General features: G+C 61.8%; 22 protein-coding genes, 3 tRNA genes and 1 pseudogene. 15 read left to right on the top strand and 11 right to left on the bottom strand.

The genetic code is table 11. The annotated features are described in order from the left end of the window. Positions 1-58: 58 nt before the first annotated feature. Positions 59-132 (bottom strand) — tRNA-Gly (locus tag QA644_RS05965). A 25-nt stretch (positions 133-157) separates the two neighbouring features. Next, positions 158-242 (bottom strand) — tRNA-Tyr (locus tag QA644_RS05960). 200 nt (positions 243-442) lie between these two features. On the opposite strand from QA644_RS05960, the gene rlmB reads away from it, so the two are divergent. Together rlmB and QA644_RS05950 are read left to right on the top strand one after the other, a co-directional pair. Next, the gene (gene rlmB / locus QA644_RS05955) at positions 443-1,333 is read left to right on the top strand and encodes a 23S rRNA (guanosine(2251)-2'-O)-methyltransferase RlmB (RefSeq protein ID WP_194729447.1); all 891 of its coding nucleotides are present in this window, start codon (positions 443-445) and stop codon (positions 1,331-1,333) included. An 84-nt stretch (positions 1,334-1,417) separates the two neighbouring features. Then, positions 1,418-1,576 carry a hypothetical protein gene (locus QA644_RS05950; protein WP_167377864.1) on the top strand — a complete coding sequence of 53 codons (159 nt, stop codon included), beginning with the start codon at positions 1,418-1,420 and terminating at the stop codon, positions 1,574-1,576. Positions 1,577-1,697: 121 nt separating this feature from the next. Here QA644_RS05950 and QA644_RS05945 read toward each other — a convergent pair whose 3' ends face one another. Continuing rightward, positions 1,698-2,018, bottom strand: coding sequence for a hypothetical protein (locus tag QA644_RS05945; protein ID WP_194729446.1), 321 nt, complete (start codon positions 2,016-2,018; stop codon positions 1,698-1,700). An 80-nt stretch (positions 2,019-2,098) separates the two neighbouring features. Beyond that, positions 2,099-3,352: a transposase gene (locus QA644_RS05940; protein WP_283071454.1), complete on the bottom strand. Its 1,254-nt coding sequence runs from the start codon at positions 3,350-3,352 to the stop codon at positions 2,099-2,101. A gap of 62 nt (positions 3,353-3,414) precedes the next feature. On the opposite strand from QA644_RS05940, the pseudogene tnpA reads away from it, so the two are divergent. Beyond that, positions 3,415-3,645, top strand: a pseudogene (tnpA, locus tag QA644_RS05935) (IS200/IS605 family transposase); the annotation flags it as partial. A 162-nt stretch (positions 3,646-3,807) separates the two neighbouring features. Further along, positions 3,808-3,883 (top strand) — tRNA-Thr (locus QA644_RS05930). Positions 3,884-5,024: 1,141 nt separating this feature from the next. Here the strand turns inward: QA644_RS05930 and QA644_RS05925 are convergent. Further along, positions 5,025-5,198, bottom strand: coding sequence for a hypothetical protein (locus tag QA644_RS05925; RefSeq protein ID WP_022714902.1), 174 nt, complete (start codon positions 5,196-5,198; stop codon positions 5,025-5,027). Positions 5,199-5,390: 192 nt separating this feature from the next. Here QA644_RS05925 and QA644_RS05920 point away from each other — a divergent pair, with 192 nt between their 5' ends. The 7 genes from QA644_RS05920 to QA644_RS05890 all read left to right on the top strand — a co-directional run bounded on the left by QA644_RS05920 (position 5,391) and on the right by QA644_RS05890 (position 8,154). Beyond that, positions 5,391-5,651, top strand: a complete 261-nt coding sequence (locus QA644_RS05920; protein ID WP_074067521.1) for a hypothetical protein — start codon at positions 5,391-5,393, stop codon at positions 5,649-5,651. An 86-nt stretch (positions 5,652-5,737) separates the two neighbouring features. Further along, the gene (locus QA644_RS05915; protein ID WP_022714900.1) at positions 5,738-5,944 is read left to right on the top strand and encodes a hypothetical protein; all 207 of its coding nucleotides are present in this window, start codon (positions 5,738-5,740) and stop codon (positions 5,942-5,944) included. A 130-nt stretch (positions 5,945-6,074) separates the two neighbouring features. Then, positions 6,075-6,248 carry a hypothetical protein gene (locus QA644_RS05910; protein WP_283071452.1) on the top strand — a complete coding sequence of 58 codons (174 nt, stop codon included), beginning with the start codon at positions 6,075-6,077 and terminating at the stop codon, positions 6,246-6,248. Then, the gene (locus QA644_RS05905) at positions 6,245-6,382 is read left to right on the top strand and encodes a hypothetical protein (protein WP_156886386.1); all 138 of its coding nucleotides are present in this window, start codon (positions 6,245-6,247) and stop codon (positions 6,380-6,382) included. The genes QA644_RS05910 and QA644_RS05905 overlap by 4 nt, the downstream gene beginning before the upstream one ends. Before the next feature lie 25 nt (positions 6,383-6,407). Next, positions 6,408-6,746: a hypothetical protein gene (locus tag QA644_RS05900; protein ID WP_156886385.1), complete on the top strand. Its 339-nt coding sequence runs from the start codon at positions 6,408-6,410 to the stop codon at positions 6,744-6,746. A gap of 120 nt (positions 6,747-6,866) precedes the next feature. Further along, positions 6,867-7,640, top strand: coding sequence for an NAD kinase (locus QA644_RS05895; RefSeq protein WP_074067519.1), 774 nt, complete (start codon positions 6,867-6,869; stop codon positions 7,638-7,640). 4 nt (positions 7,641-7,644) lie between these two features. After that, positions 7,645-8,154, top strand: coding sequence for a hypothetical protein (locus tag QA644_RS05890; RefSeq protein WP_074067517.1), 510 nt, complete (start codon positions 7,645-7,647; stop codon positions 8,152-8,154). On the opposite strand, the gene QA644_RS05885 is transcribed toward QA644_RS05890, so the two are convergent. Continuing rightward, positions 8,129-9,061, bottom strand: a complete 933-nt coding sequence (locus tag QA644_RS05885) for a LysR family transcriptional regulator (protein WP_283071448.1) — start codon at positions 9,059-9,061, stop codon at positions 8,129-8,131. The two genes, QA644_RS05890 and QA644_RS05885, sit on opposite strands and share 26 nt — an antisense overlap. 229 nt (positions 9,062-9,290) lie before the next feature. Here QA644_RS05885 and QA644_RS05880 point away from each other — a divergent pair, with 229 nt between their 5' ends. Next, complete coding sequence (locus QA644_RS05880) at positions 9,291-10,742, top strand: MFS transporter (protein ID WP_283071446.1); 1,452 nt, start codon at positions 9,291-9,293, stop codon at positions 10,740-10,742. A gap of 68 nt (positions 10,743-10,810) precedes the next feature. Here QA644_RS05880 and QA644_RS05875 read toward each other — a convergent pair whose 3' ends face one another. The 4 genes from QA644_RS05875 to QA644_RS05860 all read right to left on the bottom strand — a co-directional run bounded on the left by QA644_RS05875 (position 10,811) and on the right by QA644_RS05860 (position 18,388). After that, complete coding sequence (locus QA644_RS05875) at positions 10,811-12,649, bottom strand: ABC transporter ATP-binding protein (protein ID WP_283071444.1); 1,839 nt, start codon at positions 12,647-12,649, stop codon at positions 10,811-10,813. Between the two features lie 550 nt (positions 12,650-13,199). Continuing rightward, a protein-coding gene (prfB, locus tag QA644_RS05870) for a peptide chain release factor 2 (RefSeq protein WP_239599276.1) occupies positions 13,200-14,331 on the bottom strand; the annotation gives its coding sequence in 2 pieces (ribosomal slippage) (positions 13,200-14,261 and positions 14,263-14,331; 1,131 coding nt in all). A gap of 99 nt (positions 14,332-14,430) precedes the next feature. After that, a complete protein-coding gene (locus QA644_RS05865; RefSeq protein ID WP_283071442.1) occupies positions 14,431-16,890 on the bottom strand; it encodes a penicillin-binding protein 1A in 2,460 nt (819 codons plus the stop codon). Positions 16,891-17,128: 238 nt separating this feature from the next. Beyond that, the gene (locus QA644_RS05860; RefSeq protein WP_074067507.1) at positions 17,129-18,388 is read right to left on the bottom strand and encodes an N-acetylmuramoyl-L-alanine amidase; all 1,260 of its coding nucleotides are present in this window, start codon (positions 18,386-18,388) and stop codon (positions 17,129-17,131) included. Between the two features lie 629 nt (positions 18,389-19,017). On the opposite strand from QA644_RS05860, the gene QA644_RS05855 reads away from it, so the two are divergent. Beyond that, the gene (locus QA644_RS05855) at positions 19,018-21,852 is read left to right on the top strand and encodes a ribonuclease E/G (RefSeq protein WP_283071441.1); all 2,835 of its coding nucleotides are present in this window, start codon (positions 19,018-19,020) and stop codon (positions 21,850-21,852) included. A 597-nt stretch (positions 21,853-22,449) separates the two neighbouring features. On the opposite strand, the gene QA644_RS05850 is transcribed toward QA644_RS05855, so the two are convergent. Continuing rightward, positions 22,450-23,607, bottom strand: coding sequence for an aminotransferase class I/II-fold pyridoxal phosphate-dependent enzyme (locus tag QA644_RS05850; RefSeq protein WP_283071439.1), 1,158 nt, complete (start codon positions 23,605-23,607; stop codon positions 22,450-22,452). A 210-nt stretch (positions 23,608-23,817) separates the two neighbouring features. Between QA644_RS05850 and QA644_RS05845 the strand changes: the two genes are divergently transcribed. Both QA644_RS05845 and aroQ read left to right on the top strand, forming a co-directional pair. Further along, positions 23,818-24,576 (top strand): DsbA family protein, encoded by a 759-nt coding sequence (locus QA644_RS05845; RefSeq protein ID WP_074067501.1) that lies wholly within the window; start codon positions 23,818-23,820, stop codon positions 24,574-24,576. Between the two features lie 144 nt (positions 24,577-24,720). After that, positions 24,721-25,158 (top strand): type II 3-dehydroquinate dehydratase, encoded by a 438-nt coding sequence (aroQ, locus tag QA644_RS05840; protein ID WP_074067500.1) that lies wholly within the window; start codon positions 24,721-24,723, stop codon positions 25,156-25,158.

The following is a 25,158-nucleotide window of genomic DNA, read 5'->3' as shown; positions in this document are numbered from 1 at the left end:
GGCACGGCGCCAAAAAAAGCGCGCGCAATGCGCGGCATTGCCGAAGAATTGAAAGGCTTGGAGCGGGTAGCGGGAATCGAACCCGCGTATTCAGCTTGGAAGGCTGCTGCTCTACCATTGAGCTATACCCGCGGGGTGGTGCGATCCAAGTGACGAATGGTGGAGAGAGTTGGATTTGAACCAACGTAGGCTGAGCCAACGGATTTACAGTCCGTCCCCTTTAACCACTCGGGCATCTCTCCAGTTTTCGTCTGGATCGTAACCAAGCTCGAAGACCCAGGAGCGTTACCGCCCCTCGATCTGCGCCGCGTATATGACCGGAGCATTTGCCCATGTCAACATGAAGTCAAAAGAAAAAACACGAAAAATTTCATCGCCTGTTGAAAGCCGCCGCCGGCAAAGAAACCCTATGCGCGGTGAAGCACCGCCGTTATAAAGCCGCATGAGCAAAGACAACAAATCCGGCGGCAAGCCCGCAACCGACAAGTCCCCCAAGGATACGCACTACGCCACTTTGCGGCGTGCCCACCGCGATGCCAAGCGCGAGCGCGGCGAAATTCCGACGCCGCCTCCGCAGAAGCGCAAACGCGGCGGCGAGGATTGGAAGGCGCCGGCGCTTACGGCCGACCAGGTCTATCTCTACGGCCTGCATACCGTGCGCGCCGCAATCGAAAATCCCGAGCGGAAAAACGTCAAGCTGACGGTGACGCAGAATGCCCTCACCCGCCTCGAAATCGATGCCGGGCAGCTCGGCATTCCGGTCGAGATCGTCTCGCCGCAGGATATCGACAAGGTGCTCGGCCCCGATGCGATCCACCAGGGCGTAATGCTGGAGACCCGCCCGCTGCCCGTCCGGCGCCTGGAGGCGCTGAAGGACAGCCCGCTGCTCCTCGTGCTCGACCAGGTCACCGATCCGCACAATGTCGGCGCCATCATGCGCTCGGCCGTCGCCTTCAATGCAGGCGCCGTTATCACCACGCAAAGACACAGCCCGACCGAATCGGGCGTGCTTGCGAAATCGGCTTCCGGCGCGCTGGAACTCATTCCTTATATACAGATCACCAATCTTGCCGACGCGCTTGGTGAATTGCACCGGCTCGGCTTCTTCTCGATCGGCCTCGATTCCGAAGGACCGGCGCCGATCGAAGGCACGTTCTCAGGCGACAAGGTTGCGCTCGTCCTCGGTTCCGAAGGCAAGGGTCTCAGGCAGAAGACGCGCGAGACCGTCAGCGCGCTTGCGCGGCTCGACATGCCGGGCGCGATCAAATCGCTGAACGTCTCGAATGCGGCTGCGATCGCGATGTATGCCGCCCGGCTTCATCTGAAGAAATAAGCGGACGTCTCAAAATGAACGAATGGTGGGCCTAAGGTTCGCCGGAGCGCAGCGCAACAGCAAGAGAGAAGGAAAATACCCGGCATGGCAATCCGGCCCCTCCTGTTCGGCATCCTGTTCATCGCAGTCTTCGTCGCCATCATTCTCAGCATCATATGGGTCGATCCCACCCAGCCGACGCGCCAGCCGGATCCTCTGGCGCCTGTGACGCCGGTACCCACACCGACACCACCGGCGCAATAGCCGCCGGGAATCGCACCGGCGGCATCACGTTTGCTGATCGACGGCTGCTCCAGCAGCCCCATTCTCGGTATCTTGATGATGCCGCCCTTTTGAGCGCCGGCATCAGCAAGCCAGCGGGCGATCATAGGTCGATGCGGAAATACAAGTAGTGCGGCCGCTGATGATGACGCCAGTAATGACGTTCCCTCCACCTGCGTTCGGCGCGCCAGGGCCGGTAGTGGCGGCGCTCATAGGCATACGGATGATGGCGCCAGTAACGGCGTTCATGCCGCCACGAATGGCGCCCATGGCGGCGATGATCACGGTAGTGCACCTTCACGACGTCGCTCTTATCGACGGACGCAACAGGTGCATATACGGGAGCGGCAACCACGGGCTCGACGGCAACGACGGCCGATCCGAGCGACAGAAGCGCTGCAATGGCAAAACGGGCAATTCTCATGGCTCATCTCCTTGATGAAGGTGAGCGAAATCTGCGCCTCCTGCCCTGAACGCCTCCTGAATCGCTACTTCAGCTTTTGTTCATGAATTAACATCTTCCCCGCTTGCAAGCGGGGGATTTCCGAGGGGGCGCGAAGCTCCGCCGATCGTTATCGCTTCAACGGAGAGCGGCTGCCCTTCCTCCACGATCATAGACGCCGTGTTCCGACGCAGGATGTTGATTGCAGCATTGTGGTCGGCATGGGCGCGCAAGCCGCATTGGCAACAGCGGAAAGACGCTTGGCTTTCGCGGCTTTCCCTGTCCACGGCTGCGCAGGCCGAACAGGTCTGCGAGGTGTGGCGGGGTTCGACCTTGCACAGGTATCCGCCCCGTTCTTCGAGCTTGTAGGCCAACACGGTTTCAAAGCCGTGCCAGCCTTGTTCGAGGATCGCCCGGTTCAGGCCCGCCTTCTGGCAGACGTTGGTTCCGGGCGCGTCCACGGTTCCCCTGGCGCTGCGCGTCATGTTGCGCGTGGCGAGGTCTTCCAGCACGACCGTTGCGAAGCGACGGGCGATATCAAGACTGGCCTTGTGCCGCCAATCCTGCCGGATGCGGGCAGCACGGGCCTGCAAGGCTGCAACGCGGCGGCGGGCCTTGGCGTGGCGACGCGACCCGCGCTTGCGCCGCGCCAGAACGCGCTGGGCCCGGCGCTTCCTGGGCTCGATCTCCGCAAGGCCGGCAGGCATCCACCAATGCTCCCCGGTCGAAAGCGTCAGCGTGTTCGCCACGCCCCGGTCGATCCCCACGGCGGGCAAATCGTTTTGCGGGACGGCATGGTCGATTTCGCAGGCGAAGGCGATGTGCCAGCCGTTCGCCGCCAGGCTCACCGTCACATTCATGGTCTTGCCACGCAGGCGCCGCGTGTCGCGGAACTTCACCCAGCCGATCTTGGGAAGGCGCGCGGCGGACCACTTGCCGTTCAGGCGCTTGACCTCGATCTCCCGCCCCTGAAAGCGGAAGGCGCCGTTCACGCCCTTCTTGCGGGGCGAGGGATATCCTGCGCGCCCGGCGAAGAAGTTGGCATACGCCTTATCCAGATCGCGCAGGGCCTGCTGCTGGGGCGTCACATGCACGGCGGCAATCCAGTCGAACGCGGCCCGCAGTGCGGTCAATTCCCGCGCCTGGGCGATGTCGTTCAAGCGGTTCCCGGTCTGCCGCCGGTAATGCCGCCACCAGTCCCTGCGCTGCTCCAGCGCCAGATTATAGACCAGCCGCACAACACCCGCGAACTGCCGCAACAGGACTTCCTGTTCGGCGGTCGGAGCGAGCTTGTAGCGGAAAGCGCGGTGGATCATGTTACGATTCTATCAATTGCTCCAAGGAGCGCAACCGTGGATCGTACCGGCAGGCATGTCGTCTAGACGGCGAGGACGATCATGTTCACCTGCTGGTGCATTACCCTCCGAAGATCGCCCTGTCGAAGCTGGTCAACAGCCGCAAAGGCGTATCCAGCCGACGTCGGCGCGAGAGCCGCCCGGAAATCACCGGGCGCTACCACAACGGCGTTTTGTGGTCGCCGTCCTACTTTGCGGCAAGCTGTGGCGGCGCACCGCTCTCGGTGATCGCCGAATATGTCAAATCCCAGCGGGAAGCGGCCCAAGGCCGCTCTCGCGTTCCTCCCCGGCCTGAACGCCGGGGTATCCCGCGAGGTTCACGGTGAAGAGGGATTGGGTCTATGATCGATCACGAAATCGCGCCCAGGTCGGATTTTTCTTTACAGACCGGAAGAATCTGCTAGTTGGCACGCATTGCCCTTGTAGCTCAGTTGGTAGAGCACCTGATTTGTAATCAGGGGGTCGCGGGTTCGAACCCTGCCGGGGGCACCACATATTAGTTAATAAAATCAGTGACTTGATGCTAGCCCGCGCTTAGTTGGCGGGTTTTTCATGCGCCAATGATTTAACCAGAATTACCATGTTTTCCGGGCTTTTCCCGAGGGTAGCGGCCATTCGTCGGAACATGGATCGCGCATAAGAAACAAGACGCAGCATACCAAGGGTCTAGCTTGAGACAACCAACGTATAATGTCGGGAGGCGCGGTCCATTGGTATGTTGCGCTATCGCTTCAACACCCCAACCATAGAGGCGATCAGCTGCGCCAAGCTGCTATCGACTTCGGTGTCTCTCACCCCTCTCTCACCGTGGTCGGCGGATATCGAATCCGTGTTGACCGCCTCGCAGATCGGGGCGGTCTCTTTTTTTTGATGAGGCTGTAAAGAAAAACCCGCCGGCTGGTGAGGCCGGTGGGCGGGCTGTGGTGGTTTGCGGTCAAAGCGCCGGGATCGAAACATGCCACGCACCGGCCGGCGCGCAAATCGCGCCGAGAAAGGAACCGTCGGCCAGTTGAGAGTGAGCGTGTCGACGCCTACAAGAATGAGGACACAACGAAGTCAGTAGCAGGCATTCGGCAGGTGCCGTTGTCGTCGGCGATGCTGGCCGAGCTTCGAAAGTGGAAAGACACGGCCAAGAGCTCCGAGCTGATGACCTTGTGTTTCCGAATTCCAAGGGCGGATTCCTCGATCACAAGAACATTCTAAAGCGCGAGTTCCGGCCGCTGCTCGCAAGGCAACCGAGCACGAAGGCTTTCAACTGGCACGCAATCGGCCGCTTCGCGATCAGCCCATGGATGAAGGCTGGCATGCAGCCGAAGAACTGTCCACACGTTCGCCGGTCACTCCTCACTGGCCGTCACGATGAGCCGCTCAGTCCACATGTTTCCAAGCGACACGCACCGCAATCTAATGGATCAGGTTTCGTGCTCTATTTTCGGCGATGGCGCACAAATGGTGCATGACGCATAGAAGCACCTGTAGAATAAGCTTTCCATCCTGATTTGTGATCAGGGGTTCGAACCCTGCCGGAGGCCCATTTGCATCACGATTTTTTTTGGCGCACGGTGCCACACGCCCGTGCAGTCCGGACGCCCCGATCGCATCGTCTGCCGAGGGCAGGCTTCCATACTCGTCGTCAGTTGCTGCCGTCGTTCGAGCGTGACTTGCGCGCCTCGCTGTTGGTCGAGGATGCCGTCTTTCCGTCGGGTTGCTGGCCGAAATAGGTGCCGCCGAGATGGCCGCCGGCGCTGGTGTTTTCGACCTGGCGCTCGGCCCGCTTCACGAGCTTTTTGACGTCTGTTTTGCTCATTTTGACGCTCCATTGGCTGGTAGTGACATGGGAACAACGACACGCGGCCAAGAGAGTTCCCTCTTCCCGGGGAACCCGGCGCAACCGGACCGCGGCGTTGCTTTGAATGGCTGTTTCCTTGACAAATCTACCAAGCGCACGTGAAAGTACCTCGCTCGTGTACGCTATGACAATTATGGATTGCGATATCGAATGCCCAAAAAACCGAAACTCGAATACTCGGAACTTGCCGGCGAATTCACCGAGGACGGCATTACCGTGCTCGTCGATATCTTCCGGACAGCCGGCTCCAACGAGGACTGGTCGATGGAAGTCGTGACGCAGGAGGAGGATCTCATCCGCTGGGACGAACCGTTCGCGACCGACCGCGAGGCGTTTGACGAATTCCTGGCGACAATCGCCCGCGACGGCATTCGCTCGTTTCTGGACGATACCGAGCAATCCGTGCACTGACCGGCCCTGCATTCGCTATCCACCGACTGACCAGGCGTATTCGCGCTCTTGCTAAAATATGATATGGTCGCCGCGGGAGAGCGGTGATGCGACGGTATAATCTCCGGCATGAAGCCGATGATCGCTGGCTTGTTGTTGACGGAATGACAATGCAGCCAGCCGCCCTGGACGGTATCCCGATCTGCGGCATGCAGTGGGCGGAGGCCTGCGATATGGTCGATCTCATGAATACCCTCGACAGCATCGAACGCGCAGCGGATCGCTACGCGGCTTCGTTTCGCCGGAGCGCCTGACGGCCGCCTTTCCGTCTCCTGAAAATTTGCAGCCGCAGGCCCAACCGGCCCGTCCCCTTCCGGACTTGCTGTTGCCACAACGGAACAAATCCGCCGTCCACCGGTTCGAATCGTCAAGGAGGATCGAAGCATGGTTGCGGAGTATCTATGGCTCTTCGCTATCGCCGGCGGCGCCTTCCTTCTCGGCTGCGCGATCGCCTACGGCATGCTCACAAACCGCAAGCTCTCGCACAGTGAGCAGGACGCGCAGGACCGCAAGGTGCGGAAACTCTACGAGAAGCCGCCGCATGAGGCATCGCGATGAGCCGGCGGTATGCTTGGGCGGTCGCCATCGCGCTGGCGCTTGCTGCCGTCCTTGCCGCCGAGAGCGCCGGTTATTTCCAGTCGTCCGAAACGCCCGGCCGGCCCGCTCCCCACGCAATCGACCAGTCACAGTAGGAGCCAGTCACAGTAGGAGATCGACATGCCAGGTCAGGACAAGAGCTTTGATTCCGGCACGGATGATGCACGCTGCTCGGACACTGCGGCCGCTGCCGAGCGTCGGGAGGAAGCCAAATTGCAGGCCGCGCGCGGGCTGGCTTCCGGAATGGGCCATCCGCACGAGGCCTTGCTGGATATCAAGCCGGAGGACATCGATCGAGCGCGGGACCGCCCTTTTGGGGAAATCGAGCCCGATGAACGCGCGAAACAGGCCGCCCTGAAGGAACAGGCCCGCCTCCACGGCGATGTCTACATCGTCGAAACCGACCTGGAAGACAGGGATCAGCGCGAAGCAGCGCCGGGCACGCGAGAGCAGAAATAGCAGCCGCCCTTCCCTCTTCGGCAGCCCACAGCGGAGGCGGCAGAGTCTGCTTGCGCGCAAAATACCTTGTCGCATAAGCCCTTTATCCTTTAGCTAGGCGAAGATCATAAAGGGCATCACATGGGCCGTTCATTTCAGACGCTTTGTTTCCTCGCTTCCTCGGCAACGGAGGCGCTTGCCGCGCGGGAAGAGTTGATTCGCCTTTATGGGGAGGTTCCCGCCGAGGAAGCCGATGTCATCGTGGCGCTCGGCGGCGACGGCTTCATGCTGCAGACGCTGCACAGCACGATGAATTCCGGCAAGCTCGTCTATGGCATGAACCGCGGTTCTGTCGGTTTCCTGATGAACGACTATCGCACCGAGAAACTGCAGGACCGCATCTGCGCGGCCGTCGAGAATGCCTTCCATCCCCTGCAGATGACGACGGCCAACGCCGACGGCACCAATTCCACGGCACTCGCCATCAACGAAGTCTCGCTCTTCCGTCAGTCCTACCAGGCCGCCAAGCTGCGCGTCGAGGTCGACGGGCATGTGCGTCTCGCGGAACTGATCTGCGACGGCCTCATGGTGGCAACGCCCGCGGGCTCCACCGCCTATAATCTTTCGGCCCACGGCCCGATCCTGCCGCTGGAAGCGCCGCTGCTTGCCATGACGCCGGTCAGCGCCTTCCGCCCGCGGCGTTGGCGCGGCGCGCTGCTGCCGAACAAGGTGACGGTCGACATCCATATTCTCGAGGCCGAAAAGCGGCCCGTGAATGCGGTTGCCGACAATGCCGAGGTCAAATCCGTGCTGCATATCCGCATCGCCCAGTCGGAGCACATGACGGCGCGCATCCTTTCCGATCCGGACCGCTCATGGTCGGATCGCATTCTTGCCGAACAATTCGAGGATTGAGGCCATGCAGCTTCGAACCGCTCTTCTTGCCGCTGCGCTCATCACCGGCCCGGCAGGCCTTGCGAAGGCTGTTACGCCGGCCGACACGATCCTTCCGCCCGCCGTGATCTTTGCAACCAGCACCGGCTATTGGGAGGAAAGCCGTGCGGATATCGCGATCGAGCGTGCGCCGGGCGCAGCAAGCGATCCGGCAAAAGTGGAACCTCAGCCGCGCCGCGGCTATTACAAGCTCTTTTCCGTCCGCCAGCCGGACAAGACTTCGAAAATCTACCTGCAGCAGATCGCGCAGGCCGACAGCGGCCCGGAAATCGTCTCAAGCGTCGAGCTGCACGAGTTCACGCAGCTCAAACCCTATGTCACCGATATCCGTCCGGAAAGTTCCACGGGCATGGGCAAGCAGCCCGGCCTCTTCGCCACGGTCTACCTGAAGACCGATCCGAATGCCGAATCCGAGGGCTGGACCGTGCTGATCGACGAATTCGGCGAGATCACCATCGAGAAGGCGACGAACTGACTGCTCGAACCGGCGGCCTGCCCGCACAAACCTCCCGAACGCACTCGCGCAGCCAGCGATGCGCCGGATCGAGGTCCGTCCGCGGGTGCCACAACAGCGAGATCGTAATGTCCGGCGGCGAAACCGGCAGAGGGAAAGAGAACATCCCGTCACGCAGGTTTCCCGTATAGCGTTCGGGGACGCTGGCGATCAGATCCGAGGCACGCGCCAGAGCCAGAGCTTCCGAAAAGCCGCCAACGACCGTTACGATCTCCCGTTTCAGGCCGAATGGCTCAAGCGCGTCATCGATCGGTCCCCTGTCGAGCCCGCGCCGCGAGATGAGGATATGCCGGCCGGCAGCGTAATCCGCAGGCGTGATCGCAACCTCGCACAACGGATGCCCCATCCGGACAACGCCGACGAAGCGGTCTCGGAACAGCGCTTGCGCGCGCACCTCCGGCCCCATGGTTTTTCCGACGACGCCCGTTTCCAGGTCAACGCTGCCGTCGCGCAGCGGCGCGCTGTCCCTGTCCGGCTTTGGTACGAAACGCAACTGCACGCCCGGCGCCTGTTCGCCGACACGTGCAATGAGATCAGGTCCGAAATTCTCGACAAAGCCATCCTGGTTTCTGAGCGTGAATGTGTGCACAAGCCGTGTCAGGTCGAGGGTCTCGACGGGACGCAGAACGGCTTCGGCGTCCTGCACGAGCTGGCCGACGCGCTCGCGAAGCTCGAGCGCCCGCGGCGTCGCAACAAGGCCGCGTCCGGCCCGAACCAGCAGCGGATCGCCGGTCGCCTCCCGCAATCGCGCCAGCGCGCGGCTCATCGCGGACGGGCTTAGCCGCAGCCTGTTGGCGGCGCGGGCGACGCTGCGTTCCGTCAGAAGCACATCAAGGGTGATAAGCAGATTGAGATCGGGATGCGACATGCAGCGACCATAGCACGGCCGGTGCAAGATGACATGGCGTCAAACGCACGAATGAGATGCATATGATGCACCTTCCGCCCTATCTGGCCGTGAGCTATCTCCCCTCCTAACGCAATTTTGGAGTAGCTCTTCATGATATCGGTCCGATTTGTTCCTGCCGCCTTCGCTGTCGCACCGCTCGCGCGCCGGGTCGTCAACAGCCTCGTAGAAGCCTGAGGGGGAAGGGCCGATGACCTCCTGCACAGATGACGCCACCAACGATGGCATAACCTCGGCAACCTCGGTTCGATGGGCGCTTGCCGGCCTTTGCCTATCCATGCTGCTATCTTCGCTCGGCACCAGCATTGCCAATGTCGCCTTGCCGACATTGGCTCAGGTGTTCGCCGCACCATTCCAACAGGTGCAGTGGGTCATTCTTGCCTACCTCCTGGCGATCACGATCTTGATCGTCGGCGTCGGACGGCTGGGCGACATTGCCGGGCGCCGGCGGGTCCTCCTGGCGGGGCTGGTCGTGTTTACTGTCGCCTCGGCGCTCTGCGGCCTTGCACCCTCGCTCTGGTGGCTGATTGCCGCCCGGGCCGCGCAGGGCCTCGGCGCCGCCGTCCTGATGGCGCTTACGATGGCGTTCGTCGGCGAGACGGTCCCCAAGCAAAGAACCGGCAGCGCCATCGGACTGCTCGGAGCGATGTCGGCAATCGGCACCGCGCTCGGTCCGTCGCTTGGCGGCATTGCGATCGCCTGGCTCGGCTGGCGGGCAATCTTTCTCGTCAACATCCCGCTCGGTCTGCTGGCCTTTTTTCTTGCCCACCGTTTCCTGCCCGTCGACCGCGATACGCCGAAAACGGACCGCCCTGGCTTCGACGCTCTGGGCACGCTGCTGCTTGCAGGCGCGCTCGCCGCCTATGCTCTCGCCATGACGATAGGGCGCGGCCATTTCGGCACGCTGAATGCGACGCTCCTGATGTCTGCACTCACCGGCATCGTCCTCTTTGTTTTCACTGAGGCGAAAGTGGCATCGCCTTTGATCCCATTGGCAGCATTCCGCAATTCGGAGTTCAGCGCCAGCCTTGCCATGAACGCCCTCGTCTCGACGATAATGATGGCGACGCTGGTGGTGAGCCCGTTCTATCTCTCCCGTGCGCTCGGGCTCAACGCGGCGTTCGTTGGAATGGTCATGTCGATTGGCCCGGTTGTCTCGGCGCTGACCGGCGCGCCGGCTGGCCGTCTCGTCGACCGTTTGGGCGCGCCGTTCGGGGTCATCGTCGGGCTCATCGAAATGGCCGTCGGTGCAGTTGCCCTATCCGTTCTTCCGGCAATGTTCGGCGTTGCCGGCTACATTGCCGCCATCGCCGTCCTGACCCCTGGTTATCAGTTGTTCCAGGCAGCCAACAACACCGCCGTCATGACGGACATCCCCGCCGATCGGCGAGGCGTCGTTTCCGGCCTGCTCAGCCTGTCGCGCAATCTCGGGCTCATCACCGGCGCTTCCGTCATGGGCGCCGTGTTCGCCTTCGCCGCGATGACGGCCGATATCACGACGGCACGTCCCGAAGCCGTTGCCACCGGCATGCAGGTCACCTTCGCCGTCGCGGCGGCTCTGACCGCCGTCGCGATCGCCATCGCCGTCCAAGGCCGCGCCCTTGCCATGCGTCCCTCGCCTCGGGGAGACAGGTCGGCTTAAGGCGGCCTGAAGCCCCGCTTTCGCCGCTTTTTGACTCCCCGCCCGCCGCCCTTGCGGCGGGCCAGTGGTCAAATGCTTGCCTGCACGCTGTGCAGGTTGGCATAGACGCCTTCCTGCGCCATGAGGTCGTTATGGGTGCCCTGTTCGATGATGCCATCGCCTGTGAGCACCAGGATGCGGTCGGCATGGCGGACGGTGGAGAGACGGTGGGCGATGACCAGGGTGGTTCGGCCGTTCGCGAGATTGAGCAGCGCCTTCTGAACCGCCCGTTCGCTCTCGTTGTCGAGCGCGCTGGTTGCCTCGTCGAAGATCAGGATCGCCGGATCCTTGAGGAAAGCGCGCGCGATCGTGAGGCGCTGCCGCTGGCCGCCCGAAAGCTTGACACCGCGTTGGCCGATATCGGTCGCGTAGCCATTTGGCAGAGCCGTGATGAAGTCGTGAGCGTTGGCGGCACGGGCGGCGGCCTCCACCTCGGCATCGGTCGCGTCGGGCCGGCCGTAGCGAAGATTCTCCGCCACGGTGCCGGCAAAGAGATAGACGTCCTGCTGCACCACCCCGACATGTCGCCGCAGTGACGAGAGCGTCACGTCGCGAATGTCGGTACCGTCAACGCGGATCACCCCGGCCTGCACATCGTAGAAGCGCGGTATGAGCGCGCAAAGCGTGCTCTTGCCCACCCCTGAAGGACCAACCAAGGCCACGAACTCGCCCGGCGCAATGGTAAGCGAGAGCCGCTCGAGCACCTTGGGGCCATCGGACTCGTAGCCGAAGACGACGTCGGAAAAACTGATCTCACCCCTTGGAGCTGGCATGGGACGGGCGGCCGGGCGGTCGAAGACGTCCGGTGCGATCTCCAGGATCTCCATGGCCCGAACGAAGCCGGTGTAGCCCTCCTGCCAGAGGCGGACGAAATTGGCGAGCCGCTGCATCGGATCGACCAGCACCGCCACGCAGAGCAGAAAGGTGAGGATGTCCGCCACGGACAGCTCCGCCGTCAGGATGCGCAGCCCCCCGATCACGATGACAAGTATGGTGATGAGCTGTGCGAACGTTTCGGTGCCCACCGAAAACCAGGCCTCGCTGCGGTAGCCGTCGGCGCGGCCTTGCAGGAACCGCCGGTTCAGCTTGGCAAAACGCTCCTGCTCCAGCGCCTCGTTGGCGAAGGACTGGACGACGCGAATGCCCGCCAGTGCGTCCTCCACGCGTTCGTTGACGGCGGCGATCTGCCGCTTGCTCGCTTCGAGCGCGCGGTTCATGCGCCGGTTGAAATGCAGCGCATAAGCCGCCGCCACCGGCGTGAGCAGCAGGATGAGGCTGGCCAAAGGTGGATCGATGAAGAACAGCACCAGCATGGCGCCGCCATATTTGAGTACAGCGATGGAGATGTCCTCCGGGCCGTGGTGGAAGAGCTCGCCCAGCCACAGGGAATCGTTCGTGATGCGGCTCATCAACTGCCCAGTGCGTTGACGGTCGTAGAAGCTGAACGAGAGCTTCTGGCAGTGTTCGAAGAGCTCCTGCCGGACGGCGGCCTCGATACGGGCGCCCATCACGTGCCCCTGATAGTCGACGAAGAAGATGGCAACGGTTTGGATCGCCAGGATGGCAAGCATGAAGGCGCCGACGGCAAGGATCTGCTCGTAGGCCTCCGGCATGTTGGGCAGAGCCAGAAGGCGGCTTGTGACGAAGTTGGCACAGAGCGGCAGCGCCACCGCCGTACCGGCGACGAGGATTGCGCAGAGCAGATCCGCCAGCAGCAAAGGCAGGTGTGGGCGATAGTAGGAGAGGAACTTGCGCATGCGCAAGCGGCGCCGGTCGCGGTCGGCGTTGCGCGGATAGTCGCGGAAGAATTTCAGGAAGCGGTTATGGCGCGGCGGGCTTTTCCTCGCGCGGGAAAACAGAGTGTGCATGAAGCAGAATGTCCTTGTGGGCGATGTTTCCTTTCTGGTTGGACAGGTTCGCTTTCATGTCAGTCTCCCCGGGGATCGGACCAATGAGAGCCTAAGCATCGCGGACAACCGCGACCGATTCAACCCGGCAGCGGAAAGAGATCGGCCGGTGTTGTCACTATGCAACAGCCTTTGGCCCGCCGCTGCCGCTCAGCGTGTAGCTGGCTGCAGTATGGATTTCCGTCGCGAAATGAGAAGGCGACGAACTGTTCGCAGCAACTGGACGACGCATGTTTTTCGAAGTCGAGCTCGCTGAGATTATAAAGCGCTGTCGATATTTGTCCGCACCGCGTGGCATGAGGACGCGAGTGTCTGGGTCGCATCGACAACGACGTGGAAGCACTGCCAGTAGAGGCTGAAACGCTGGAATTGCTCGAGAAAACGGCTCTCGCTGCACTTTCCGATCTGATCGAACTGAACGGAATTGCGTCCTGCAAGCGGATTTAGCCGCTAAGCCGGATGCCACACGTTTAAGTCAGGCTCACCGTCTCTGACGGTTCTCCCTCCAATCTCAATCAACGTCCTCGAGAACAGCGTCCGGCTTGCCGCTGATGCGGTGCGCGAGCGCTGCTTCCATGAACTCGTTGAGGTCGCCGTCGAGCACGTCGCCCGGTGCCGTGCTCGAAACGCCGGTGCGCAGGTCCTTGACCAGCTGATAGGGCTGCAGCACGTAGGAGCGGATCTGGTGGCCCCAGCCGATCTCGGTCTTGGACGCCGCTTCGGCGCTTGCTGCCTCTTCGCGCTTCTTCAGTTCCGCTTCATACATGCGGGCGCGCAGCATGTCCCAGGCCTTGGCGCGGTTCTTGTGCTGTGAGCGCTCCTGCTGGCAGGCGACGACGATGCCGGTCGGGATGTGGGTGATGCGCACTGCCGAGTCGGTCGTGTTGACGTGCTGGCCGCCCGCGCCCGACGAGCGGTAGGTGTCGATGCGGCAGTCGCTTTCGTTGATCTCGATGTTGATAGAGTCATCGACCACCGGATAAACCCAGATCGACGAGAAGGACGTATGGCGGCGCGCATTACTGTCGTAGGGCGAGATGCGCACGAGCCGGTGCACGCCCGATTCCGTCTTCAGCCAGCCATAGGCGTTGTGTCCCTTGACGAGCAGCGTCGCGGACTTGATGCCCGCCTCTTCGCCGTCATGGACTTCGAGAAGCTCGACCTTGAAGCGCTGGCGTTCGGCCCAGCGGGTGTACATGCGAAGCAGCATGTTTGCCCAGTCCTGGCTTTCGGTGCCGCCGGCGCCCGAATGCACTTCGAGATAGGTATCGTTGGCATCGGCCTCGCCGGATAGCATGGCTTCCACCTGGCGGCGCGCGGCCTCGGCCTTCAGGATCTTCAGCGCGTCCTCGGCCTCCTTGACGATGCTTTCATCGCCCTCTTCCTCACCCATCTCGATGAGTTCGACATGGTCGTTCAGCTGCTGTTCGAGCTGCTTCACGCCGTTGATGCCGTCATCGAGCTGCTGGCGCTCGCGCATCAGCTTCTGAGCTTCGGCAGCGTCGTTCCAGAGATTCGGGTCCTCTGCCTTGTTGTTTAACCAGTCCAGCCGTCTTATCGCCTGGTCCCAGTCAAAGATGCCTCCTCAGCAGGGTGATAGCCTGCTTGGTTTCATCGACTACGTTTTCGATTTCCGCTCGCATTTTCCTGCTTCTTCGCGTTGGTCTAGAGTTGGTCCGTCAAATAGTTGCGGCGGCCGCGGATGTAAAGAGCCGCCGCCGTCGCATCCATGCGGGGATTGTTCAGTAGAGGCCGCCTGCGCCAGACTGCACGGCCTGGTTCGCCTGCGGCGAGGTCTTCAGGATTTCCTCCGGCGCCATGGTGCTGTCCATGCCGATGACGGACAAGCTGTCGGCCGGACCGGTGCCGGGCTTGAAGGCCTCGATAATAGTGTTCGGATCGCCCTCCATCGCCGCCATGCCGGTCTTGCGGTCGATCGGGATCAGGTTCATGCCCTGCGGGATGACGAATTTCGATTCCGGCATGTCCTTGACGGCTGCCTGCATGAATTCGTTGAAGATCGGAGCCGAGAGGCCGCCGCCCGTACCGCCGCGGCCAAGCGGCGCCGGATTGTCGAAACCCATGTAGAGGCCGGCCACGAGGTCGGGCGTGAAGCCTACGAACCAGGCATCCTTCTCGTCGTTGGTGGTGCCGGTCTTGCCGGCCACGTCGCGCCCGCCGAGGTCGATCTTGCCGGCCGCAGTGCCGCGAGTGATGACGCCCTGCATCATCGAGGTGATCTGATAGGCCGTCATCGGGTCGAGAACCTGCTCGCGGTTGTCGACGATGTTCGGCTCTTCCTGGTTCTGCCAGTCGCCGGCATTGCAGCTGTCGCAGAGGCGTTCCTCATGTCTGAAGATCGTCTTGCCGTAGCGGTCCTGGATGCGGTCGATCAGCGTCGGCTTGATCTGCTTGCCGCCGTTGGCGATCACTGAATAGGCCGAAACCATGCGCAACACGGTGGTCTCGCCGGAGCCGAGCGACATGGCAAGCAGCGCCGGCATCTTGTCGTAGATGCCGAAGCGCTCGGCATATTCGGCAACGATGTTCATGCCGAGGTCATTGGCAAGGCGCACGGTCATCAGGTTGCGCGAGTGCTCGATGCCGGAGCGCAGCGTCGACGGACCGTTGAACTCACCGCCGTAGTTTTCCGGCCTCCAGACCTGGCCGCCGGAGACGACCTCAATCGGCGCGTCCATGATCACCGAAGCCGGCGTGTAGCCGTTGTCCATGGCCGCAGCATAGACGAACGGCTTGAACGAAGAGCCCGGCTGGCGCATCGCCTGCGTCGCGCGGTTGAATTCCGATTGCCCATAGGAAAAACCGCCTGCCATCGCAAGAACGCGGCCGGTCTTCGGGTCCATGGCAACGAGGCCGCCCTGAACCTTCGGCGGTTGGCGAAGACGGTAGGAGGTCGAGCCTTCGCCCCCCAGCCGCTCGACATAGACGACGTCGCCCGGCGAAAGCACGCCTTCCGGCGACTTGGCCGTCTTGCGCTCGCCGGTCGAGGAGCGGTGGGCCCACTGCATGTTCTTCGCCTCGATCGTGCCATGCTCGCGCTCGGCGGCAGCCTTTCCCGCACCGTCCCTGGCGGGCTGGAGGCCGATGTCGACGCTTTCGGTGGAAACGGCAAGCACGACGGCGAGGCGCCATTCGGGCACGTCGGAGAGTGCTGGGATTTCCGCGAGCGCCTTGCCCCAATCGGCAGTGGTGTCGATCGACTTCAGCGGTCCATGGAAGCCGCGGCGTTCGTCGTAGGTCGTCAGGCCGTCCTGCAGCGCCTTGCGGGCGGCAAGCTGCATCTGCGGATCGAGCGAGGTGCGGACCGAAAGCCCGCCTTCGTAAAGCGCCTTTTCGCCATACTGGCCGATGAGCTGGCGGCGGACAGCCTCGGCGAAGTAATCCGAAGCAAAGAGCGAGGGGCCGTTGCTGCGGGCGGTCACGCCGAGCAGCTGCTTCTTGGCTTCCGCCCCGTCGCTCTGGCTCACATAGCCGTTTTCGACCATGCGGTCGATGACCCAGTTGCGGCGCTCCACCGCGGCATCCGGATGGCGGAAGGGATGATAGTTTGCCGGGCCCTTCGGCAGCGAGGCGAGATAGGCGGCTTCGGCAACGGTGAGTTCGGTGACCGACTTGTTGAAGTAGGTGAGTGCTGCACCGGCGATGCCGTAGGAATTCAGGCCGAAGAAGATCTCGTTCAGATAGAGCTCGAGGATCTTGTCCTTGCTGTAGGCCTGCTCGATGCGGAAGGAGAGGATCGCTTCCTTGATCTTGCGGTCGATCGTCTGGTCGGATGTCAGGAGGAAGTTCTTCGCCACCTGCTGGGTGATCGTCGAGGCGCCCACCGGACGGCGGCCGGAGCCGAAATTCTGCAGGTTGACGACGATGGCGCGCGCAAGGCCGCTCAAGTCGACGCCGGGATGGTTATAGAAATTCTTGTCTTCGGCCGAAAGGAAGGCCGCCTTGACGCGATCCGGGATCGCCTGGATCGGCAGGAAAAGACGCTTCTCCTTGGCATATTCGGCCATCAGCGCACCGTTTCCGGCATGCACGCGGGTGGTGACCGGCGGCGCATAGCTGTTCAGGACGGCGTAATCGGGGAGATCCTTCGCGACGTTTGCCAGGTAGACGGCAACGACGGCAGCAGCGCCGAGAAACAGGACGCAAGCAATTCCGAAGAAATATCCAAGAAGTCTGATCATATTGAGCTACCGGTATTCCAAATTTTCAATCGGCGCAGGCGCTATATTTGCATCTAAGCGGGCGACTTGCACGTCGCGCGGGCTTACTCCATGAGCGCCATCGCGACAAGCCGTCCAGCCCGCCTGTCGAAAACATAGCGGCGAGTAACGGCCTGAATGTGAGCAAAATAGGGCTCCCCTGCCCCATTCACATGCTCCGCTTTGCTTTCGCCGCGGGTGTCACATCTCAGCCACGGCCTCAGCCACCATTGGCAACCACGGAGGAGCGGTAGCGCTTGACGGCGTCGGTCAACAGCTCGGCGATCTTCACCCGCCATTTCTCGTCGAGCAGCAGCTTTTCGTCTTCCGCGTTGGAGAGGAAACCGAGTTCGAGCAGGATCGAGGGCACATCCGGCGCCCGCAGAACCTGGAAGCCCGCATGCCGATGCGGATTGTTGATCGTACTGATCTGATCCTTGAAGGAGCCGAGCACGCTTTCGGCCAGCGAGATCGAGAAGGCCTGGGTCTCGCGGCGCGTCAGGTCGAGCAGGATATCGGCCACTTCCGGCGGTTCGGCGGCGGTTTCCTTGCCGGCGATCTGATCGGACAGGTTTTCGCGCTCGGCAAGATCGGCTGCAAGCTTGTCGGAGGCCTTGTCCGAGATCGTATAAACCGTCGCGCCGCGGATATCCTTCTGCTTCAGCGTATCGGCGTGCAGCGAGATGAAGAGGCCAGCATGGTTCTGCCTGGCGATCTGCACGCGCTCGGCAAGCGACAGGAATTCATCCTCGCTGCGGGTGAGGAACGCCTTGATGCCATGCTCGCGGTTCAGCCGGTCGGTCAGCGCCTTGGCGAAGGCGAGCGTCACCTGCTTTTCCTCGGTCTTGGTATCGACGCCGATCGCGCCGGTATCGATGCCGCCATGGCCGGCGTCGACGGCGATGATGAAATCGCCGGGCTTTGCCGCCTCGGGCGCCGGCATTGCGTTCGCCGGCTGCGGACGGTCTGCCGGATCGCTCCAGGACTGCGCCTTGACGAGGGCCGTGAACTCCTCCTTGCCGGTCATCTCGGCATCGAGCACGAGGCGGTAGCCCCTGCCATCCTCGTCCGCCTGCACCTTGGCCGTCGCCAGCTTCACCGGCTTGACGGCGCTCAGCACGATGCGGGCGCTGCCTTCGTCCATCGTGCCGTAGCGGATGTCCTTGAAAAGCCCCCTCGCCGCCAGATCCTTGGCCTGGAATCCGAAAGCGGTCGCCGGCAGATCGACGACGATGCGCTCGGGATTGGCTATATAGTGGACCGAAAAACTCGGCTGCCGGTCGAAATCGATGACGACGCGGGTTCGAGCGTCGTCGCCGATGATGCGGGCGCCATAGGCAAGCAACGCCTCGGGCTTCTTCGGATCGGCGGCAAGCGCGATGATGGCCTGGAGCGAAACCGCCGCCGCTGCGAGCACGCCTACGAATCTCATCTTCCGCTTGCCGGATTCCCCCGCTGCGGGCCGCACCCTCTTAAACAATCGACCGCACACCCTATCTGTCATTGCAATGGATCCTTGCGGCCTAATACACGCACCGCCCGGCTTTCAGCGCTTGTACGCCGCGCCGAATCAGGACCGCTATTTCCCCATTGTCTATGCGTTTCGAAATCCATCAATATTATGGCGCATTTGGCTTTTCCCTTGCTATTGTGACAGAGAAACCATACAACGATTTTCAGGTTAGAAAGTGTTGACGGGATAGAGTCGCCGCGCGGCTGCCAACCCCACGAGGACCTGGCGCCACAACCGGCAATCGTCCGCCGTCTTACGCGCTTCTCTCCACGGTAAACTGGATCCTGAATTTTCCGGCGTATGCGGAAACTTCATCGGTGGATAGCCACCAAACGCTCTGAGGAGCAAACTCATCGGACCCCAAGGGGTCTTAAGTATTGTCGATCTCGCTTGGTCATAATGGTTTCGCAGCAGGTTTTATCCAAAGTCTACAGGCCCCGGGAGAATGATTTCCCCGCTGTTGCCTGGCTGCTGCTGTCCCGCCCGAACCAAGCGCGACTTTCATTATCCGGCGCACCCACGTTCGACCGCATGCCCCCTGTTATCAATACAGGCGGGAATGCGCGTCTGCGGCTGCGCCGAGGAGCACACCTTACATGGCAGACAAAATGCTTATCGACGCGTCTCACGAGGAAGAGACACGTGTCGTTGTCGTTCGCGGGAACCGTATAGAAGAATTTGACTTCGAGTCGCAGCACAAGAAGCAGATACGCGGCAACATCTATCTCGCAAAAGTAACGAGGGTCGAACCCTCGCTGCAGGCCGCTTTCGTCGATTACGGCGGCAACCGGCACGGCTTCCTGGCCTTTGCCGAAATCCATCCCGACTATTACCAGATCCCGCTGGCCGACCGTCAGGCTCTGCTTCGCGCCGAGGCCGAGGAGCACCGCCGAGACGACGATGTCGAGCATGTCGAAACCGCGCCGGTGAGCGACCTGTCGACCCAGGAGCAGCCCGACATCGGCATCGTGCCGAAGAAAGAGCCGGCCGCCGAAGAGGTTTCCGAAGACGCCGCTCCGGTTGAAGCAAGCGCTCCGACCGCCGAAGAGGCTCCGGCCAAGAAGGCCAAGCCGCGCCGCAGCCGCAAGAAGGCCGTCGAAACCACCGCAACCGAAGATGCCATCCCGACCGATGTCGAAGCACCTTCCGCCTCAGTCGTCGACAATGATGACGAAGGCCCCGTCGGCGGCAGCATGGCTGCTGCTGTCGAGACCGACTCGATCTCCGAAGACGTCGATTCCCGCCGCCGCGGCAATGACGACGATGACGACGACGACCATGAAGAGGAAGTGATCGAATCCGTCGGCGCCGAAGACGCGATGGAAGAGGTTCCGGACCGCGTACAGCGCAAGCCGCGCAAGCAGTACCGCATTCAGGAAGTCATCAAGCGCCGCCAGATCCTGCTTGTGCAGGTCGCCAAGGAAGAGCGCGGCAACAAGGGCGCGGCGCTCACCACCTATCTCTCGCTCGCAGGCCGCTACTCGGTTCTGATGCCGAACACGGCTCGCGGCGGCGGCATTTCCCGGAAGATCACCAATCCGCAGGACCGCAAGCGTCTCAAGGAAATCGCCCGGATGCTCGAAGTCCCGCAGGGCATGGGCGTCATCCTGCGCACGGCCGGCGCCAACCGCACCAAGGTCGAGGTCAAGCGCGACTTCGAATATCTGATGCGCCTGTGGGAAAACGTCCGCACGCTGACGCTCGCATCCACCGCGCCCTGCCTCGTCTACGAGGAAGGCTCGCTCATCAAGCGCTCGATCCGCGACCTCTACAACAAGGACATCAGCGAAATCATCGTTTCCGGCGAGGAAGGCTATCGTGAAGCGAAAGACTTCATGAAGATGCTGATGCCGAGCCATGCCAAGGTGGTTCAGCCCTACCGCGACATCCATCCGATCTTCTCGCGCTCCGGCATCGAGGCGCAACTCGACCGCATGCTGCAGCCGCAGGTGACGCTGAAGTCCGGCGGCTACCTGATCATGAACCAGACGGAAGCGCTCGTTTCGATCGACGTCAACTCCGGCCGCTCGACGCGTGAACATTCGATCGAGGACACCGCACTCCAGACGAATCTCGAGGCTGCCGATGAAGTCGCCCGCCAGCTTCGCCTGCGTGACCTTGCCGGTCTCATCGTCATCGACTTCATCGACATGGAAGAAAAGCGCAACAACCGCGCCGTCGAGAAGAAGCTGAAGGAATGCCTGAAGAACGACCGTGCCCGCATCCAGGTCGGCCGCATCTCGCATTTCGGCCTGCTCGAAATGTCCCGCCAGCGCATCCGCGCTTCGGTGCTTGAATCCACGACCCAGGTCTGCTCGCATTGCGGCGGTACCGGCCATGTGCGCTCGCAGTCCTCCGTCGCGCTGCATGTGCTGCGCGGCGTCGAGGAATACCTGCTGAAGAACACGACGCACGACATCACCGTGCGCACCACGCCGGAAATCGCGCTCTACCTGCTCAACCACAAGCGCCAGTCGATCGTCGATTATGAAACCCGCTTCGGCGTCGCAATTGTCGTCGATGCCGATAGCGCAGTCGGCTCGCAACATTTCGCGATCGATCGGGGCGAACCGGTCGAAAATCCGGTCAAGATCGAAACCCTCTTCAACTTCGCAGCCATCCCTGACGATGACGACGAAGATATCGTCATCGAGACGGAGGAGGAAGAAGACGAGGAGCTTGAAGAAAAGCCCGCAGCCGCCGAGCGCGCGCCCCAGCAGCGCGCCGAAGGTGATGGCGAAGGCGGCCGCAAGCGCAAGCGCCGCCGCCGCCGCCGTGGCCGCAATGGTGCCGGTGAGCAGATCGCCGCCCAGGATACCGTTTCCGGCGAAACCGGCAACGAGGATGAAGGCGACGAGGAGGGTAGCGAGGGCGATGATACAGCCGCAGCAACCTCCGAAACGGGGGCTGAAAGCGAAGAATCCCAGCGCCGCAAACGCCGGCGCCGCGGCAAACGTGGCGGCCGCCGCAACCGCGAGGAAGGCGAAGAACTGAGCGCCGGCGCGGAAGCCGTCGACGAAAACGCCGCTGATGCCGGGGATGGCACCGAGGCCGAAACGCAGGCTGAGATCGTCGAGGCCGTTGCCGAAGAAGCCGCCGATGGCCAGCCGGCAATGGCAGCCGTCGAGTCCGGCGCATTTGTCACGGAAGCAAAGCCCGCCAAGGGCCGCAGCCGCCGCAAGGCCGCCGCGTCTCCCGTCGAAGAACCGGTTGCCGAAGCCGTACCTGCGGAAGCCGAAACGGCCGAAGCCTACGCCGATCTCGCGACTCCGGCAGAGGACGAAGCCAAGCCGGTCCGCGCCAACCGCGAATCGAACATCTCCTCTTCGGCGACCCCGACGGTCAAATCCACGCGCAGCGAGCCCGCCGAGGCCGACAATGACGGCAAGCCAAAAAAAGCCGGCTGGTGGCAACGCCGCGGCTTCTTCTGAGACGCCGACCCAGGATCATGAAGCGACAATCCGGCTGCGGCAACGCGGCCGGATTTTTTTATCCGCTCGTCTGGTTGCGCGAAGGATGTAGCAAGAGGCTCTGGCGAGGTTTGGCAGTTTGTAAAATCTTGCCCTTGGCCCTTGGCCAAGGCTTAGGTTTTATTGGTAAGGGGAATGCTACCCGCAGAAATGATCCCCTCTGGGCGGCGGTCGGACAGAAAATTCCGGGCCGGGTGTTACCGGACATGTCTGTGAGACACACAGACAGACCCCGCCAGGAAAGTGCGGCCGTTCATCCCAAAGCCTTGCGCTCCAACGAGGCGCCGGTATCCGAGAGAGAGAGAGAGAGAGAGAGAGAGAGAGAGAGAGAGAGAGAGAGAGAGAGAGAGTTGCCGATAAAAATCGCCGAAGGGGCGGTGGGAAGCCCCATATGCTTCACTTCAACGCGGCAAATTCCAGCCCGTCCGAGTGGAACGCAAGATGCAAGACGCGGGGTGAAACCCACCGCGTGAACACGAGACCATGATTGCGAATATTTTGATTCAAGTACTTTCAAAAATCCTTTCGAAATCCTCGGCAAGCCTCGGAAATCAGACTCTATTTCAGCCAGACGGCAATGCGCTCCACCGCCTCGGCGATCTCGGCCTCGGAGCCCGCATAGGACATGCGCATCGTCCTGTTGCCCTCCAAGGGATCGAAGTCGAAGCCGGGTGTGGCGGCGACATCGATTTCCGCCAGCATGCGCTTGGCGAAGGCCATGCTGTCATTGGTGAAGCGGGTGACGTCGACATAGGCATAGAAGGCGCCGTCCATGGGCGAAGCGATCGAAAGCCCGATCTCGGGAAGACGCCGCATCAGGAAATCGCGGTTCCTGGCATAGCTTGCCCTATAGACATCGAGCTCCGCCGTTGCGTTGAGTGCCGCCGTCGCGGCGATCTGGGAAAGCTCTGGCGGCGAGATGTAGAGGCTTTGCGCCATGCGCTCGATCGGCCGGACCAGACGCTCCGGCAGCACCATCCAGCCGATGCGCCAGCCGGTCATGCAATAATATTTCGAGAAGGAGTTGATGACGATCGCCTCGCCGGTCAGCTCCAGCGCGCTCGTCTCCTCGCCGGCAAATGTCAGCCCGTGGTAGATTTCGTCGGAGATGAAGGCGATCGAGTTGGCGGCGCAATAATCGGCGAGCGCCTTCAGCGCCTCCCTGCCCGTCACCGTGCCCGTCGGATTGGCCGGGCTTGCAAGCAGTACGCCTTTCAGCCTGACGCCGCCTTCCTGCTGCGCCGCCTCCAGGCTTTCCGGCGTCAGCGTGAAATGCGCCTCGGCCGTCACCGGCACTTCAATAATCTTCAAACCGAGCGCGCCGAGGATATTGCGATAGGCCGGATAACCGGGCCTGGCGATCGCCACGGCATCGCCGGCATCGAAGAGCGAAAGAAAGGCAAGGTTGAAGCCCGCAGACGAGCCGGTGGTGACGGCGATCCGCAGCGGGTCGATGTCAAGCCCGTGCCGGTCGCGGTAGTGCTCAGCGAGCGCTTGCTTCAGGCGTGCGGTGCCGAGGGCGTCGGTATAGCCGATCCTGCCCTTGGCGAGCGCTGCGCGTGCCGCATCGAGTGCTGCCTGCGGCGCGGGATGCGAAGGCTGGCCGACCGCCATGGAAATAACCGGATGACCGCTTGCGCGCCGTCTGGTCGCCTCGGCGAGCACGTCCATGGCGTGGAAGGGTTCGACTTCGCTGCGTCTCGATATGGAAAACAAGGCTGCATATCTCCGGAAGTTCACTTGCGGCCAGACAATTGCCGCAATAATCGGCTCATCACAATCCCGCGATTGTGTCGCGCCTGCGAAAAATCCTGTTTGAGGACGGGACCATGCGCCGTAATTTGGTGCTTCGCAGTTCTACCTGTTAACACGGCGATGATAAGATGCAGCAAATATCGCGCCCCATCCGCCGTAGACGAGGATAAAATGACCTTCTTCCCGAAAGCCTTCACCGCCCTTGCGCTCGCAGCGAGCGTTGCCCTGCCCCTTCCGGCGGCAGCCCTCGATGACGCGCAGAAGAAGGAGTTCGGCGAGTTCATCAAGGAATACCTGATCCAGAACCCCGAGATCATGATTGACGTTCAAAATGCCCTGCAGAAGAAGCAGGAAGAGGCTCGCCTCGTGAAAGCCAACAGGGCGATCGAAGACAACGAGAAGGAAATCTTCGACGCGAAATACGACGCGGCCATCGGCAATCCGAAGGGCGACGTCACGATCGTCGAGTTCTTCGACTACAATTGCGGTTATTGCCGCCACGCTCTTTCAGACATGCAGACCATGCTCGAAAAAGACAAGAACGTCCGTTTCGTGCTGAAGGAACTTCCGATCCTCGGGCCGGAATCGGCTGCTGCCCACAAGGTCTCGGACGCCTTCCGCAAGCTTGCGCCTGAAAAATACGGCGAGTTCCACATCGCCCTGCTCGGCAGCGGTGGACGGGCTGATGAGGAGAAGGCTCTCGGCGTTGCGGAATCGCTCGGCGTCAGCAAGGAGCAGATCCTCGCGGAGATGAAGAAGAGCCCGAGTGACGAGAGCGTTCAGAAGACCTATCAGCTTGCCCAGAACCTCGGCATCACCGGCACACCGTCCTATGTGATCGGCAACGAGCTGGTGCAGGGCGCGGTTGGCTTCGACGACCTGGAGGCCAAGGTCAAGAACATGCGCACCTGCGGCAAGACGAGCTGCTGAGGCCGCGCCCATCAATTCGCCAAAATCCAAGTGTTTCAGCCATGTGGACAAATATGGCACGATTCCGGCTGCCTTCCCCAAAGGGCTTTCAATCAAGGCATGGGGAGTCTATAGGTGGCCCTCGTGCTTTTGACGGAACATTCGATGACGCAGACCATTTTCGTCCTGAACGGACCTAACCTGAATTTGCTGGGCACCAGAGAGCCCGGCATTTACGGCGGAAAGACGCTCACGGATATCGAGACGGATTGCAAGGCGGCGGGCGGCGAACTCGGCTTGGAGATCGACTTCCGCCAGAGCAATCATGAAGGCGTCCTCATCGACTGGCTCCACGAGGCAAACGGCAAGGCGGCGGGCGTCATGCTCAATGCCGGCGCCTACACGCACACCTCGCTCGCACTGCACGATGCAATCCGCGCTATTTCCATTCCGGTGGTGGAACTCCATATCACCAACGTTCATGCTCGCGAAGAATTTCGCCACAAGTCGTTGATTGCGCCCGCGGTGAAGGGCGTCATCTGCGGTTTTGGCCCCCATAGCTATATCCTGGCGCTCCACGCGCTGAAGAACCTCACGGCATAA

Source organism: Rhizobium sp. CC1099 (assembly GCF_029714385.1).
GTDB lineage: Bacteria > Pseudomonadota > Alphaproteobacteria > Rhizobiales > Rhizobiaceae > Rhizobium.
Note: the sequence above shows the minus strand (reverse complement) of the source record. Positions and strands in the feature narration are given on the sequence as shown.

What these genes read in the sequence shown, in the direction of transcription:
- rlmB (WP_194729447.1), top strand. Translation starts at nt 443, where the DNA reads ATGAGCAAAGACAACAAATCCGGCGGCAAGCCCGCAACCGACAAGTCC.
- QA644_RS05950 (WP_167377864.1), top strand. Translation starts at nt 1,418, where the DNA reads ATGGCAATCCGGCCCCTCCTGTTCGGCATCCTGTTCATCGCAGTCTTC.
- QA644_RS05945 (WP_194729446.1), bottom strand. Translation starts at nt 2,018, where the DNA reads ATGAGAATTGCCCGTTTTGCCATTGCAGCGCTTCTGTCGCTCGGATCG.
- QA644_RS05940 (WP_283071454.1), bottom strand. Translation starts at nt 3,352, where the DNA reads ATGATCCACCGCGCTTTCCGCTACAAGCTCGCTCCGACCGCCGAACAG.
- QA644_RS05925 (WP_022714902.1), bottom strand. Translation starts at nt 5,198, where the DNA reads ATGAGCAAAACAGACGTCAAAAAGCTCGTGAAGCGGGCCGAGCGCCAG.
- QA644_RS05920 (WP_074067521.1), top strand. Translation starts at nt 5,391, where the DNA reads ATGCCCAAAAAACCGAAACTCGAATACTCGGAACTTGCCGGCGAATTC.
- QA644_RS05915 (WP_022714900.1), top strand. Translation starts at nt 5,738, where the DNA reads ATGCGACGGTATAATCTCCGGCATGAAGCCGATGATCGCTGGCTTGTT.
- QA644_RS05910 (WP_283071452.1), top strand. Translation starts at nt 6,075, where the DNA reads ATGGTTGCGGAGTATCTATGGCTCTTCGCTATCGCCGGCGGCGCCTTC.
- QA644_RS05905 (WP_156886386.1), top strand. Translation starts at nt 6,245, where the DNA reads ATGAGCCGGCGGTATGCTTGGGCGGTCGCCATCGCGCTGGCGCTTGCT.
- QA644_RS05900 (WP_156886385.1), top strand. Translation starts at nt 6,408, where the DNA reads ATGCCAGGTCAGGACAAGAGCTTTGATTCCGGCACGGATGATGCACGC.
- QA644_RS05895 (WP_074067519.1), top strand. Translation starts at nt 6,867, where the DNA reads ATGGGCCGTTCATTTCAGACGCTTTGTTTCCTCGCTTCCTCGGCAACG.
- QA644_RS05890 (WP_074067517.1), top strand. Translation starts at nt 7,645, where the DNA reads ATGCAGCTTCGAACCGCTCTTCTTGCCGCTGCGCTCATCACCGGCCCG.
- QA644_RS05885 (WP_283071448.1), bottom strand. Translation starts at nt 9,061, where the DNA reads ATGTCGCATCCCGATCTCAATCTGCTTATCACCCTTGATGTGCTTCTG.
- QA644_RS05880 (WP_283071446.1), top strand. Translation starts at nt 9,291, where the DNA reads ATGACCTCCTGCACAGATGACGCCACCAACGATGGCATAACCTCGGCA.
- QA644_RS05875 (WP_283071444.1), bottom strand. Translation starts at nt 12,649, where the DNA reads ATGCACACTCTGTTTTCCCGCGCGAGGAAAAGCCCGCCGCGCCATAAC.
- QA644_RS05865 (WP_283071442.1), bottom strand. Translation starts at nt 16,890, where the DNA reads ATGATCAGACTTCTTGGATATTTCTTCGGAATTGCTTGCGTCCTGTTT.
- QA644_RS05855 (WP_283071441.1), top strand. Translation starts at nt 19,018, where the DNA reads ATGGCAGACAAAATGCTTATCGACGCGTCTCACGAGGAAGAGACACGT.
- QA644_RS05845 (WP_074067501.1), top strand. Translation starts at nt 23,818, where the DNA reads ATGACCTTCTTCCCGAAAGCCTTCACCGCCCTTGCGCTCGCAGCGAGC.
- aroQ (WP_074067500.1), top strand. Translation starts at nt 24,721, where the DNA reads ATGACGCAGACCATTTTCGTCCTGAACGGACCTAACCTGAATTTGCTG.